This is a genomic window from Pseudomonas sp. FP818 (genome assembly GCF_030687335.1).
Taxonomy (GTDB): Bacteria; Pseudomonadota; Gammaproteobacteria; order Pseudomonadales; family Pseudomonadaceae; genus Aquipseudomonas; species Aquipseudomonas shahriarae.
The window spans coordinates 1,940,717-1,954,857 of the sequence record NZ_CP117427.1; the positions used below are offsets into that span (position 1 = coordinate 1,940,717).

The 14,141-nt window shown below is 50.6% G+C and carries 11 protein-coding genes; 10 read left to right on the forward strand and 1 reads right to left on the reverse strand.

The window, feature by feature from the left end; translation table 11 throughout:
* Positions 1 to 101 precede the first annotated feature (101 nt).
* The 10 genes from PSH80_RS08965 (at position 102) to PSH80_RS09010 (ending at position 13,294) form a co-directional block, all read left to right on the forward strand.
* Entirely contained in the window at positions 102 to 1,229 is a 1,128-nt protein-coding gene (locus PSH80_RS08965) for a DegT/DnrJ/EryC1/StrS aminotransferase family protein (protein WP_057958902.1), read from the forward strand.
* On the forward strand, positions 1,226 to 2,503 hold the full coding sequence (locus PSH80_RS08970; RefSeq protein WP_057958903.1) for an O-antigen translocase: 1,278 nt from the start codon (positions 1,226 to 1,228) through the stop codon (positions 2,501 to 2,503). Before PSH80_RS08965 ends, PSH80_RS08970 begins: the two co-directional genes overlap by 4 nt.
* Positions 2,500 to 3,927: a hypothetical protein gene (locus tag PSH80_RS08975; RefSeq protein ID WP_057958904.1), complete on the forward strand. Its 1,428-nt coding sequence runs from the start codon at positions 2,500 to 2,502 to the stop codon at positions 3,925 to 3,927. Before PSH80_RS08970 ends, PSH80_RS08975 begins: the two co-directional genes overlap by 4 nt.
* A 33-nt stretch (positions 3,928 to 3,960) precedes the next feature.
* The gene (locus PSH80_RS08980) at positions 3,961 to 5,115 is read left to right on the forward strand and encodes a hypothetical protein (protein ID WP_305419932.1); all 1,155 of its coding nucleotides are present in this window, start codon (positions 3,961 to 3,963) and stop codon (positions 5,113 to 5,115) included.
* Between the two features lies 1 nt (position 5,116).
* Positions 5,117 to 6,022, forward strand: coding sequence for a glycosyltransferase family 2 protein (locus tag PSH80_RS08985; protein ID WP_057439213.1), 906 nt, complete (start codon positions 5,117 to 5,119; stop codon positions 6,020 to 6,022).
* A 65-nt stretch (positions 6,023 to 6,087) separates the two neighbouring features.
* Positions 6,088 to 6,999: a glycosyltransferase gene (locus PSH80_RS08990; protein WP_057439212.1), complete on the forward strand. Its 912-nt coding sequence runs from the start codon at positions 6,088 to 6,090 to the stop codon at positions 6,997 to 6,999.
* Positions 6,996 to 7,964, forward strand: a complete 969-nt coding sequence (locus PSH80_RS08995) for an SDR family oxidoreductase (RefSeq protein WP_057958906.1) — start codon at positions 6,996 to 6,998, stop codon at positions 7,962 to 7,964. Before PSH80_RS08990 ends, PSH80_RS08995 begins: the two co-directional genes overlap by 4 nt.
* On the forward strand, positions 7,961 to 8,971 hold the full coding sequence (locus PSH80_RS09000; RefSeq protein ID WP_057439211.1) for a glycosyltransferase family 4 protein: 1,011 nt from the start codon (positions 7,961 to 7,963) through the stop codon (positions 8,969 to 8,971). Before PSH80_RS08995 ends, PSH80_RS09000 begins: the two co-directional genes overlap by 4 nt.
* Positions 8,972 to 9,058: 87 nt before the next feature.
* On the forward strand, positions 9,059 to 11,116 hold the full coding sequence (locus PSH80_RS09005) for an acyltransferase family protein (protein ID WP_057958953.1): 2,058 nt from the start codon (positions 9,059 to 9,061) through the stop codon (positions 11,114 to 11,116).
* 183 nt (positions 11,117 to 11,299) lie between these two features.
* A complete protein-coding gene (locus tag PSH80_RS09010) occupies positions 11,300 to 13,294 on the forward strand; it encodes a nucleoside-diphosphate sugar epimerase/dehydratase (RefSeq protein ID WP_057439209.1) in 1,995 nt (664 codons plus the stop codon).
* A 65-nt stretch (positions 13,295 to 13,359) separates the two neighbouring features.
* On the opposite strand, the gene PSH80_RS09015 is transcribed toward PSH80_RS09010, so the two are convergent.
* Positions 13,360 to 14,100, reverse strand: coding sequence for an N-acetyltransferase (locus tag PSH80_RS09015; RefSeq protein WP_057958908.1), 741 nt, complete (start codon positions 14,098 to 14,100; stop codon positions 13,360 to 13,362).
* Positions 14,101 to 14,141 lie beyond the last annotated feature (41 nt).

The following is a 14,141-nucleotide window of genomic DNA, read 5'->3' on the forward strand; positions in this document are numbered from 1 at the left end:
AATATAGAAAGTACACTGATTTTCTGCTGAGAACTGCCGGCTAATTGGGGCGATAGTTGAAGCGGGCTCTGGCTCTGTCAAAGTAAACGAGTGCTTGGTAAATGATAAAATTTCTTGACTTGAAGTCTATAAATGATCTGTGCCGCGATGAGCTGGTAGCTGCTTGTACACGCGTTGTTGATTCCGGTTGGTATATCGGTGGGAAAGAGCTCCAGGCATTCGAGCATGAGTTTGCCCAATATTGTGGTACCGAGCACTGCATTGGCGTTGCCAATGGACTGGATGCCCTTGTATTGGTCATTCGTGCCTGGAAAGAGCTGGGCCGCCTCAGTGAAGGTGATGAGGTTCTCGTTCCCTCCAATACCTACATCGCCAGTATCCTTGCCATTTCGGAAAACGGATTGGTTCCTGTATTGGTCGAACCTGATCCGAAGACATTCAATATTTGCCCGGTTAATGCAAAAGCCGCGATCACATCAAAAACCAGGATGATTTTACCGGTTCACCTCTACGGTCGCCTGGCCGATATGCCTAAAATTATGGAGCTTGCCCGTTCCCATGACTTGCTGGTGCTTGAAGATGCGGCGCAAGCACATGGCGCGAAGGTCGACGGAAAAAAGGCCGGCAGTTGGGGGCATGCATCTGGATTTAGCTTCTATCCTGGAAAAAATCTCGGTGCATTGGGTGATGCGGGGGCCGTTACGACCAATGACGAAGCCTTGGCCAAAACGGTTCGTGCGCTGGGGAACTACGGTTCCTATGAAAAATATAAAAACCTCTATCGCGGCGTAAACAGCCGACTTGATGAAATGCAGGCAGCGTGTTTGTCCGTGAAGTTAAAGCACCTGGACAAACAAACCGCATATCGTCGTGAACTCGCTGAGCTGTACAGTAAGTCGATCATCAACCCGGCGATTACCTTGCCAGCTGATGCAGCATTCAACGCCTCGGTTAACGAATGCCATGTATGGCATGTCTATACGGTGCTCTGTGCTCAGAGAGATAAGCTTCAAGCTCACCTTGCGGCTCAAGGTATACAGACGCTCATCCATTATCCGATCCCACCTCACCTCCAGCAGGCATATGCTGAGCTGAAGGATCAGGAACTCCCGGTATCGACACAAATACACGAGCAAATTCTCAGCTTGCCAATAGGACCCACGCTATCTATCGATGAGGCTCGGGTTGTAGTCGAAGCCTGCAATAGTTTTAAACCGGACGCCGTATGAATCTTGTTCGGACCAGCTTGTTAAATGGTATTGCTGTTGCCATTAAAATGCTTACCTTGCTGGGTCTTAATAAGGTCTTGGCTATCTATGTGGGGCCAGCTGGGTATGCTGCAATAGGGCAGTTTCAGAATGCTTTGCAGGTCATCACGATATTTACAGGCGGCGCCATTACCAATGGCGTCGTCAAGTACACTGCTGAATATCATGAGGAGCCTGAGCAACAGATCAAACTGTGGAGAACAGCAGGGTTTGTAGCTATTCTGGGTAGTCTTGTAGTCGCATTAATTGTCGCTTTATATAATAAAGAACTTGCATCTCTATTCCTGAAAGATGCCGCCTTGGGCGGTGTTTTTCTTTGGTTTGCCGGTGTCGTGGTTTTTTTCTCGTTGAACATATTGCTGCTGGCGATATTGAACGGGCGAAAGGAAATCGTACTGTACATCGTCGCGAATATCGCTGGTAGCTTCTTATCCTTTGGCGTGACGTTTTACCTGGCAACCAGTTTTGGTTTGTATGGTGCGCTTGTAGCGCTGGTAGTTTATCAATCCATCAGTTTTGTCGTGACATTATTATTATGCTTGCGAACGCACTGGTTTAAACTTTCGTTTTTGTTTGGACGCCCAGACAAGCAAATTGCGAAAAAATTATTTGCCTTTTTTTTGATGGCAGTTGTTTCTGCTGCTTGTGCGCCATTGGCGCAGATGTTGGTCAGGAATCATATCGGTACGGTGTACGGCTGGGAGATGGCTGGCTACTGGGAGGCTATGTGGCGCCTGAGTGCCGCTTATCTTTTGTTGGTAACGACCACGTTGAGTGTCTATTACCTGCCCAAGCTTTCTGAGTTGAAAACAGCGGCAGAAGTAAAAACAGAAATAATACAAGGTTATAAACTGATTTTTCCGGTTGCCCTGTTAGCTGCCGCCGCAATGTATGTGCTTCGGGACTTCGTCGTGGCCGTGCTGTTTACCTCTGACTTCTACCCTGTAAGGATGTTTTTTGCTGGTCAAGTAGTGGGCGACTGCCTGAAGATATTCAGCTGGATTATGGCGTATGTCATGCTCAGTCGGGCTATGGTCAAGGTCTTTATTACTACTGAAATTATATTTTGTGTTTCCTTGTATTTATTGACCATTGCATTCACGCAATGGTGGGGGGTCGAAGCTGCTACTTGGGCTTATGCGGTAAATTATGCGGTTTACAGTCTGGTTATGTATGTTTTTGTATATCTAAGGCTTGATGATTATTTTCATAAGAAGCTGGAACATCACGCTTGAAAAAACTATTTAAGGACTTTGAAACTGCCATTAATGGGACGGCTGATCTGAATCAGGCGCTCGCGTTAGCGAGTGCTTATGGCAACCTGCTTTGGTTTGCGGATGTAGGGATTCATGATGCGCCGCTTGTTGAAGCGAACCTGATTGAACGCTGTCTCTCAATGGCGGGCTCAACCTTCGGGGCTACGCCCAATGAGCGTGGAGGGGTTTTGCATGTCGTGACCGAGCCCTACATGACAGGTGGGCATACGAGATTGATGGAAAAACTTGCCTCTATGCACCCTGAACGTACCGATCTTTTGATCTCACGCCAGGCCGCACCAGATGCGAAAGCCCAGGTTTGCAGATTTTTTGATAAGACCAGCGTCGTCATTGCTACATGTCCTGTTGATGCGCTGACGCAGATAGTGTGTTTGTTGCTGAGCTATGAAAAGGCCGTACTGCATATTCATCCTGACGATATTCTGGTGGTCGTAGCGTGTGGCGTAGCAAAACGCATTTCTGGGCTTGAAGTGTATTTTGTCAATCATGCCGACCACGTTTTCTCCTATGGGAGCTCGATTGCAGACTATTACTTCGAACTCAGTGGCCATGGTTGCCGCTTTGATTTGACCAAGCATATTCAGGGGCGAAAGAGCTTCCTGGGAATCCCGGTGAACATCCCTCACGGCGTTATGGCCAATAATTTTAAACCAGCAATGCATGCCCCGTTGCTTTTCATTTCTGCGGGCTCAGACATAAAGTACAAACCCCGCAAAGGCTTCAGTATTTTTAAGTTGGTAGCACGTATTCTTGATGACTATCCTGCCTCAACATTCCTGGTTATCGGCAGTGATGTTAAAAAAGCGTTTTGGTGGTGGCCGTTAAAACTCCGATATCGCTCCAGACTGAGTATCAGGGCACACCTTGATTTTCAGGAGTACAGTGAATTGGTCAGTAAGGCGGATTTTTACGTTGATAGCCACCCGTTGCCAGGTGGGACTGCGTTCGCAGAGCAGTTCGTCAAAGGGCAGCGGTGTGTGGGGCTGCTCTCTCCGGTTCAAGGCTACTCACCAGCGGACAGGCTTAAGCGAACTGATATTGATGCTGTGATGGGTTCTATAGCGGACTATAGGTACGACGAAGAGGTGCTTTGTGCTATTGAGAAGGTTAATGCCTTTGACTCGGTAAAAGAGCGCTATCTGAAATGTTTGTACGACGGGCAGGTTTACGCTAACCCGCTGGTTTCAAGTGGTGACGGGCTGGGAGATACAGCTTTTTTTGAGGAGCCAAAAGGTTCCTTGAAAGTGGATATTTCCTTGGATACGTTTTTGCTACTGTCCCGGCTTCAGGGGGGGCTCGCTATCCGTTTATTCGTCGCGATGTCTATTGGGAAGAAAATAAAGCTGCTGGCGAAAATGATCTTGGCGAGGAAGTTTCGATGAATGCTATTTTTGTAAGTCGCTCGCGAGTTTTTCATGACTAGTCGGATTGTAAAGTGGATCCTGTTTTTTTATTGCCTATCGACGGTTTTGTTGCCGGTATTTGTATTAAACAAGCTGTTTTTTGTGCCTCTGTTTTTAATGGCGGTGTACGTCTTTATTAGTCGACCTATTAAAACAATTGCGCCAGTTGTTGTCTTTTTGATTTTTTTATATGGTTTTTTACTAGGTTTGTTAGGCGGCGCCGATGCTGATTTTTCCCGGCAAATGATATTGGGGGCTGTCTCGTTATTTCTTATCTATTCGATTGTCGAATTTAAAGTTGATATGGCGCTGATTGTGAAGGCGGTAGGCGCTATATTTGCACTTATCATGTGCGTATTTTCTTTTATGCTGATGGTTGAGCCAGGGTCGTCTTTGAGTGTGATGCTGCTCGATTTTTACAATGCCAATGAGCTTGGATACTACGGTCTGCGCAGCTTTGGCGGGTTAGATATGTTTATGCTTCATCACCGTTCTTCCCCGTTTCTATTGCTTCCGCTGTCATTGTTTTTTCTTGATTTTCTACAAGTGAAACGTTTTTGGTCACTCTTCTTTGTGGTTGTTATTTTAATGGCTATTATCTGGTCCGCCTCTAGGGGGTTGATCGTAATGGCCGCTGTTTCCATGTTGGTGCTGTATTTTTACAACAAAAATTGGTCTGCGCGACTGTTGATGTTGTGTGCTCTGGTGCCGGTAATCATTCTGGGTGTGGGCTACCTGTTAACAGAAACCAGTATGTTCAGCTCCGATGAACAGTCAAATAACATAAAAATTGGCCACGTTATATCTTTTCTGAATGTGGCGGATTGGAAAATGCTGGTGTTCGGTAACGGTCTTGGAACATATTACTATACCGAAGGTTATGGTGAGCTGGCTGCTCAAACTGAAATTACCTGGATGGACTCTGTTAGATATGTAGGGCTTCCGTTGTCACTGCTGCTGTTCAGTGTGTTGCTCTTTCCTAATCGAAAGTATTTAGCGAGTGTGCAAGGCTCATCCAGCCGTCTGATAATGTTTATGTACCTGCTAATGTCATTGAGTAATCCCGTTCTCTTTAACTCCTTCGGGTTTCTGGTGATATTGTGGTACTGGTCTGTTGTGATAAAAAATCATGAACCTTCGGCGTTGCACGCTGAAGTCAGGAGGTAAGTTGGATACTGTTGCAGCAATAGTCGTCGGTTATAATCCCGATATTGAGGTTCTTGATGAGTTGCTGACTTCCCTGGCAGCGCAGGTTGAGTTTCTGGTGTTGGTCGATAACGGCGGGAGCGAATCATTTCTGGCTCAGGCACCTGAAGTGCGCGCGCGGGTCAATTATGTCTCGCTCAATGGCAACCAGGGGTTGGGCGCCGCACTCAATACTGGCTTCGCAATGGCGATTGAAGCGGGTATGCAATACGTCGTGACGTTCGATCAGGACAGTCATGCGGAACCCGATCTGATTGCAAGGCTGTATCAGGCGATGATGAGCGCCAAGGCAAAGGATGCCAGTTGTATTGCGGTCAGCCCGGCGTTTTTTGATCGTCGTGATGGAAAGAAAATTAACTTTCCTTTTTACAGTTCCGTCGACGGGGTTATCAAGCCGGTTTTCAGTTCTGATGATGAGCATGGCCTGGTGAAGGCGGATGCGCTCATTACCTCGGGTATGTTCATCAGTACTCGGGCGTGGATCGAAGGTATTCGCTATGACGAGGGCATGTTCGTCGATTTTACGGATACAGAGTGGTGCTTTCGGGTCCGTGACCAGGGCTATACCTTGTACGGTTGTCTGAATGTGGAAATGGGACATGCATTGTCTGATGCTCCCCCCGTAAAGATTTTTGGCTTGAGCTTTTTTAGATACTCCCCCGTGCGTCGTTATTTTTTCTTCCGTAATACTGTCGCTGTTTGCCGTATGCGCCATACGCCGGCATGTTGGAGAAAACGTATGTTCTCTGCGCTGATACTACGCTTTTTCGTTAATCTGCTGATTGACGACAGTAAGCTCAAATCACTCAGAATGATGATTCGCGGTGCAAGCCATGGCTGGCAGAAAAAGTTGGGCGGGGTACGTTGAATGTCGTTTTTAGGACGTGATATTCCAAGGATTGTTTTTGGGTTAAGTACTAAGGGTGGATTCTGATGCAGCCACGTATTCTGGTTCTGCTTGCTGCTTATAACGGCATGCGTTGGATGGCCGAGCAGGTCGATTCGATCCTAGGACAAGTTGGCGTATCCGTTTCGATTCTGATCAGCGTGGACAGCTCCAACGACGGTACCGAAGAATGGGTCGATCAACTGTGCCAGAGAGACTCAAGAGTCAAATGTCTGGCCCACGGTGAAAAATTTGGCGGTGCGGCACGAAATTTTTTCCGCCTGGTCAATGAAGCACCCACTGATGGCTTTGATTATTTTTCATTCGCTGACCAGGACGATATATGGCTGGCAGACAAACTTGCCAGCGCCACGCAGCACATGAACGATACTGGGGCTGACGGCTACTCCGGCAATGTAACGGCATTCTGGCCGGATGGTCGTGAGTCGATCATTGTCAAATCGCAACCTCAGGTTGCGTTCGATCATTTGTTTGAAGCGGCCGGGCCTGGGTGCACTTACGTCTTTTCCCGGCGTCTGTTTGTTGAGCTTCAACAGCATATCAACGGTCGTTTTGTACAAGTACAGGGTGTAACGTTGCATGATTGGTATTGTTATGCGTATAGCCGTTCACACGGATTCAAGTGGGTGATCGATAGCCGGCCTTATATGCGCTATCGCCAGCACGGTGGTAACCAGGTCGGGGTGAATAGCGGCTCAAAGGCGTTCAAGAAACGCCTTTCCCAAGTGTTAGATGGTTGGTGGCTGAATCAAGCAGCACTGATCGCCGGCATGGTCGGTATGGCTAACGAACCTTTTGTCCGGCGCTGGATCGGGCTGGGGCGCCTGGACCTGCTGCGCTTGGCGACCAGTGCCGCGAAGTGCCGCAGACGCCCACGGGATAAGTTGGTATTCGCTGGTTTGTGTCTGGTGTTGGCGGTTTTGAGGCAAAAGAAATGAAAACCCAGTTATTGGTCACCGGCGCCAGCGGTTTTGTCGGCCGTCATCTGATTCAACAATTGCAGGGGAGCACTGATTATCAGGTGCGTGCCCTTATCCGTCGTCTGCCGGATGCTTTGGCGTCAGATGTTGAATACGTGGTGCTTCCCGATTTCTCGGCTGTGTCACCAGAGCACCCAGCCTTGCAGGGCGTAGATGTTGTTGTTCATCTCGCCTCGCGTGTTCACGTCATGAACGACACCGAAGCGGATCCACTTGCGGCGTTTCGGCGGGTTAATGTCGGGCACACCCTTGCGTTGGCCCGGAGTGCCGCGTCCGCGGGAGCCAGGCGTTTTGTGTTCGTCAGTTCAGTGAAGGTCAACGGCGAGCAAACCGCTCCAGGTCGCCCTTTTCGCGAAACCGATCTGTCGGCGCCCGTTGATCCTTACGGTGTATCCAAGATGGAGGCGGAGGAGGCGCTGAAGGCCCTTGCGCTGGAGACTGGGCTTGAGGTGGTGATTATCCGACCGGTTCTTGTGTATGGGCCGGGAGTCAAAGCGAACTTTGAAAGCATGATGAAATGGCTCGTGAAGCGTGTTCCTCTGCCATTTGGTGCCATACGCAACCAAAGAAGCCTGGTTGCGCTGGATAATCTCGTGAGCCTGATCTTGACCTGTACGACTCACCCGGCTGCTTCCAATGAGACCTTTTTGGCGAGTGACGGGGAGGATGTGTCGACTACTGAACTGCTACGCGAACTTGCACAATCCCTCGGCGCACCTGCCAGGCTTATACCGGTTCCACAATGGGTGCTGGTCTGGGGGGCGACGTTGTTAGGCAAAAAAGCGCTGTCCCAACGTCTTTGCGGCTCGCTGCAAGTCGATATTACCAAGGCGCGCGAGGTGTTGGGTTGGCAGCCGCCAATGACACTCAAGCAAGGTCTTGATGTTACTGCGCAGCACTATTTCAGCGAGCGTACTGAATGAACTACTGGTACATCTTTCCCGTTGCTGCCTTGGTTTCCCTGGCCTTGACGGCACTCTTGCGTCAATACGCGTTGCGCCGCAGCATCATTGATATTCCTAATGCCCGTAGTTCGCACACGGTCCCGACCCCACGCGGCGGTGGAGTGGCTATTGTACTGACGTTTGCGCTTGCACTCGTGTGGCTGGCGTTTGTCCAGTTGATAACGGTTGCTGAGAGTGCCGCGCTGCTGGGGGCTGGGTTGTTGGTCGCTGTCATCGGTTTTATGGACGATCATGGTCATATTGCTGCCCGTTGGCGCCTGTTGGGGCATTTTTCCGCCGCGATCTGGACTTTGTCCTGGATGCAAGGGCTACCGGCAATTACCGCTTTTGGTGTTACGTTCGATCTTGGTTGGGCAGGTCATGTCCTAGCCGTGTTTTATTTGGTCTGGATGCTGAATCTATACAACTTCATGGACGGTATTGATGGTCTTGCCAGTCTGCAGGCCATCTGTGCCTGTCTCGGCTTGACGCTGATTTACTTTTTGAGTGGGCAGCCGGCAATGATGTGGGCGCCCTTGTTGTTGAGCGTGTCTGTGGCTGGCTTCTTGTATTGGAATTTCCCGCCAGCCCGTATTTTCATGGGCGACGCAGGCAGTGGGTTTCTGGGGATCATTCTGGGAGGTCTTTCTATTCAGGCTGCCTGGGCCGGCAGTGAGTTTTTCTTCGCCTGGCTGATCATGCTGGGGGTCTTTATCGTGGATGCGACCTTTACCCTCATTCGGCGCCTTGCCCGGGGCGATAAGGTCTATGAAGCCCATCGCAGTCATGCTTACCAATTTGCAAGCCGTCAATATGGACGCCATTTGCCCGTCAGCCTCACGGTAGCTGTCATCAATCTGGTGTGGTTGCTGCCGTTGGCATTGGCGGTGGCGCTTTTTGGGCTGGACGCAGGGCTGGGTACTGTTATTGCGTATCTTCCACTGGTGTTCCTGGCAGTCAAATACAGGGCTGGGCAGAGAGAGTAGCGCCGCCGGTGTGCAATTGGAGCAAGTGAATCAATGCGGCATTTAGAGTGTTTATCTCGGGAGTTCGGTTAGATGGGTGGCAGGGCAATGATCCAAGGACACAATGAGGAAGTGAAAAAAAACCACTCATTGGCATCCCATTTGAGCTACCGGCCTGATATCGATGGGTTACGTGCATTCGCGATCATTTCAGTTGTTTTGTATCACGCCTTTCCGGCTTATATGCGTGGCGGATTTATTGGTGTTGATATTTTTTTTGTCATCTCTGGTTATTTGATCTCAAGCATTATTTTTAAAGGCCTTGAGGCCGGTAATTTTAGTTTTTTTGATTTCTACAAACGCCGGGTTAACCGCATTTTTCCTGCGTTGATCATCGTTCTGCTCGCCTGTTACGCGGTAGGTTGGTTTGCGCTGATGGCGGCGGAGTTCAAGTTTCTGGGCAAGCATATCCTAGGTGGTATCGGGTTTATCCAAAACCTGGTGCTGTACAAGGAGTCAGGCTATTTCGATACATCTTCAGAACTAAAAATCCTGCTTCACCTATGGTCATTGGGTGTCGAAGAGCAGTTTTATATTTTGTTTCCTCTGGCAGCTTGGGTTTTTTGGCGGCGGCGGGTCCTGGTACTGCCACTCCTGATCGGCATGGCGTTGATTTCCTTCGGCGCAGGCCTTTATAAACTGTCGGTGAACCCTTCCGCAGCCTTCTACATGCCGCAATATAGGTTCTGGGAAATACTGTCCGGTAGCCTGCTCGCGTACTTCTCTGTGTTCGGTAAGTCAGTGCCGGGAGTCGCAATAGGTTCATTGCGCGCCAGCAATATTCTCTCCGTACTGGGGCTGTTCTTTTTGTTCGCCTCGGTTGTCCTGATCGATAAATACAAGGCTTTTCCAGGTTTTTGGGCGTTGATGCCGGTCAGCGGTGCCGTGATGATGATCCTTGCAGGTCCACGGGCGTGGCTGAATAGCCAGCTCCTGGCCAGCAAGCCTTTGGTATGGATTGGCCTAATCAGCTACCCCCTTTACCTGTGGCATTGGCCTGTCATTACCTTCATTCGGATCATAGGGGGGGATGAGTTAAATCTTCTTTCCGGCATGTTCGCAGTAGGCGTCAGTGTTTTGCTGGCTTATGTGACTTACAGGTTCCTCGAGTTACCGCTACGCAAGATCAGCCCGAAATTCCCCAAGGCCCCAGTGCTACTTGTCATCGGCGGTACACTTGCCGTAGTCGGAGGCATGACCTTTGTAAAAAACGGCTTTGTTGACCGTTTTGGATTGCCGTCTTCGCTCAAGGAGCGAGAGGGGTTTGCTCAATATTTTGAGAACTCCTTGCCCGGCTGGGCATATTCCAGCAAACACGGACTGTTTGAAAAGTATAGGTTCGAGTGCGACTTCTTTGATGTCGACAGCTATCGGGCGGGCAATGCGACGATGACACCACGTCAACAGATTGATGCGAGCTGCTACACCCCGGTCAGCAATACCAAGGTAATGGTCTGGGGCGACTCCCATGCCCAGCAGTTTTCGTACGGTTTAAGGGAAACGTTACCCCACGATGTCTCTCTCCTTCAGGTAGCCAGTTCAGGTTGCGAGGCAAACCTGCCAGGGCGCGCTACAGGGGGGCGCCAGTATTGCGACCGATCAAACGAGTTTGCGCTGGAGGTGATGCGCAAGGAAAAACCGGACGTGTTGGTTATCGCGCAACTTGAAGGCCATGACTCGGTCAACAGTTTTAAGGAACTCGCACGCGAAGCCACAGGGGCCGGAGTGAAGAGAGTTATTGTCGTAGGGCCGGTTCCCCGTTTTGATCAAAACTTGTATCAATTGGTCATAAGGAAATACTGGTCGCAAACCCCGCGCCGGATATCCAGTAACCTTCTGCCTGTGCCGCTTGAGACTGATAAACTCTTGGCGCAGCAATACACGCAGGGTGCCGGAGGTTTTGAGTATCTGTCGGCGATCAGCGTATTTTGTGATCAGGACGGCTGCCTTACGTATCTGGGAGATGACCGAAAAACCGGCCTGGTAACGTTCGACTATGGTCATTTGACGCCCCTGGCATCGGTGTATTTTTCCGAAAAGGCGTTGGGCCCGTTGATTATCAGAAAGCTGGTTGAAACAGGATACACATCCAGCCCCGTCAACTAGGCAGACGGCTGGGGGCATTTTTTTGGCTTGGATACTTAAGTCTGTATGATTTGTTGGGCGTGGGACTCTGATGATGCCGTGAAAACCACGACATTAGGCGTGTTAATTCATCAGAGCGACGGGTGGACGGCGCCCGTCAAGCGTTTTTTCAATTGTTTGTAGTAAGGGGTAGTCGGTAACAACATGGATAAATTACGGGCATATTTGCTGAGTCTTCCTCGCAGACGCAAACGGATCCTCCAGGTCATCGCCGATATCGTGCTGGTCTGGATCGCCCTGTGGATGGCGTTTGTTGTTCGTCTCGGGATAGACGAGTTGGTCAACCCCATCGTCTTGCATTCATGGCTGTTCATCAGCGCACCCATCGTTTCGATCCCGCTGTTTATCCGTTTTGGCATGTATCGCGCCGTAATGCGGTACTTCGGTAATGATGCGCTCATCGCTATCATCAAGGCGGTCAGCCTGTCGGCGCTAATTCTCGGGGTTGTCGTCTATTGGTACAGCAACCACGAAAATGTCGTGCCACGCTCTATCGTGTTCAACTACTGGTGGCTCAGTCTGATCATGATTGGTGGTTTGCGCCTGGCCATGCGCCAGTACTTTTTGGGTGACTGGTTTGCGGCAGCCCAGCATGTACCGTTTACTAGTCGTGATGATGGCCTGACCAAGGTCGCGATCTACGGCGCAGGTGCTGCCGGTAATCAACTGGTTGCCGCACTTCGCATGGGACGGGTCATGCGCCCGGTGGCTTTTATTGATGACGACAGCAGCATTTCGGATCGCGTCATTTCCGGCCTCCAAGTGTTCAAGCCTAAGCACATTCAACAGATGATCGACACCACGGGGGCCCAGGAAATTCTGTTGGCCATTCCGTCGTCCAATCGTGCGCGGCGTCGTGAGATTCTCGGCCTATTGGAAGGGTTTCCGCTGCACGTACGCAGCGTGCCGGGTTTCATGGATCTCGCCAGTGGCCGGGTGAAGGTCGATGACATTCAGGAAGTAGACATTGCCGACTTGCTCGGGCGTGATGCCGTGCCGGCCCAGGGCGACCTGCTGGAGCATTGCATCAAGGGACAGAGCGTCCTGGTGACGGGGGCGGGAGGTTCTATTGGTTCAGAGCTGTGCCGGCAGATCCTGGCGTTGCGTCCGACTACTTTGTTGCTGTTCGAACACAGTGAGTTCAACCTTTACAGCATCTTGTCCGAGCTTGAGCAGCGTATTACCCGTGAGTCGCTGCCAGTTCGCTTGCTGCCGATCCTAGGTTCGGTACGCAACCAGGCAAAATTGCTCGACATGATGAAAACCTGGCATGTCGATACTGTCTACCATGCGGCAGCTTACAAGCATGTACCGATGGTTGAGCACAACATTGCAGAGGGTGTTCTGAACAATGTCATTGGTACATTGAACACCGCCCAGGCAGCGCTGCAGGCGGGGGTCTCCAACTTTGTGCTGATCTCCACGGACAAGGCTGTGCGCCCGACCAATGTAATGGGCAGTACCAAGCGTTTGGCCGAATTGACGTTGCAGGCGTTGAGCCGTGAGTTGGCACCGGTATTGTTTGGCGACAAGACCAATGTTTCCCGCGTCAATAAGACCCGTTTCACCATGGTTCGCTTTGGCAATGTATTGGGTTCGTCCGGCTCGGTTATTCCGTTGTTTCACAAGCAGATCAAATCAGGTGGACCGCTCACGGTCACTCACCCGAAGATCACGCGTTACTTCATGACTATCCCTGAAGCGGCCCAGTTGGTGATCCAGGCGGGCTCAATGGGGCAGGGCGGGGATGTGTTCGTGCTCGATATGGGCGAGCCGGTGAGAATCGTCGAGTTGGCAGAGAAGATGATTCATCTGTCTGGCTTGAGTGTTCGCTCGGATAGAAACCCTCATGGTGATATTGCCATTGAGTTCACCGGGTTGCGTCCCGGTGAAAAACTCTACGAAGAGCTGCTGATTGGCGACAACGTAGTAGCCACCCAGCATCCGATGATTATGAGTGCCAACGAGGATCATCTGGATTGGGAGATACTCAAAGGGAAGCTGACAGAACTACTGGCAGCGGTTGATGCGGACGACTACAGCCGGGTCCGTCAACTGCTACGCGATACGGTCAGTGGATATGCTCCGGATGGTGAGATCGTGGACTGGATCTACCAGCAGCGTCGCCTGGAGCCTTGAAGTACTATCTGGCTCATCGGTGAGACCTGTGAAAAGGTTTACCGATGAGCCGACGTCAGCGGGTCTTACGAAAATTCCTTGATCCATTCAGCGACGGCTTTCTCTGGATAGCCGCGGTGGAAATGGCGACGCCATGGATAGGCGTTATTCCCCGAACCATCCTTCAATTTGATCTTCTCCGTGCCGCAAATAAACTTTGCGGGCGAGCCGGCAACCACGGCATCTGGAGCGACGTCCTTATTCACGGAGCTGTGGGCACCTACCAAGGCACCCTTTTTGACGGTAACGCCGGGCAGTATGACCGACATGGTGGCGATGACCGCGAAATCTTCGATTGTTACGCCTGCCATCACTTCACTCGGCGGGTGAGGGTCGTTGGTCAGGACCACGTAGGGGAAGATCCAGACGTAGTTGCCTACTGTCGAGTGCTGTCCAATGTGAACATTACTATGGCATTTGACATAGTCGCCAATCTCGCAGTGGCCCTGGATATCGCCCAAAGTGCCAATCTGGAAACCGTCGCCAGCTGTTGTCAGCTCTCTTACTGTGACTCGATGGCCTGTAACTAGGTTTGTACCAAAAGTCGAGCCTTCATAAAATACGCTGTGAGAGCGGATGACGGCGTCTTTGCCAATGATCAACGGGCGTCCGTTTGCAAGCTTTGTCGGCAAGCCAATTTCGCAGTAAGCCCCGATCTCGGTGTTATCACCGATAACGACATTTTTATGAACAATACTGTAAGGGCCAATACTGACATTGTTTCCAATTTTTGCACCATCATCTATAAGTGCGGTTGCATGTATCATTGATATCTCCCTTCTGCAACGCACTTTGAAAGCGCATTGTT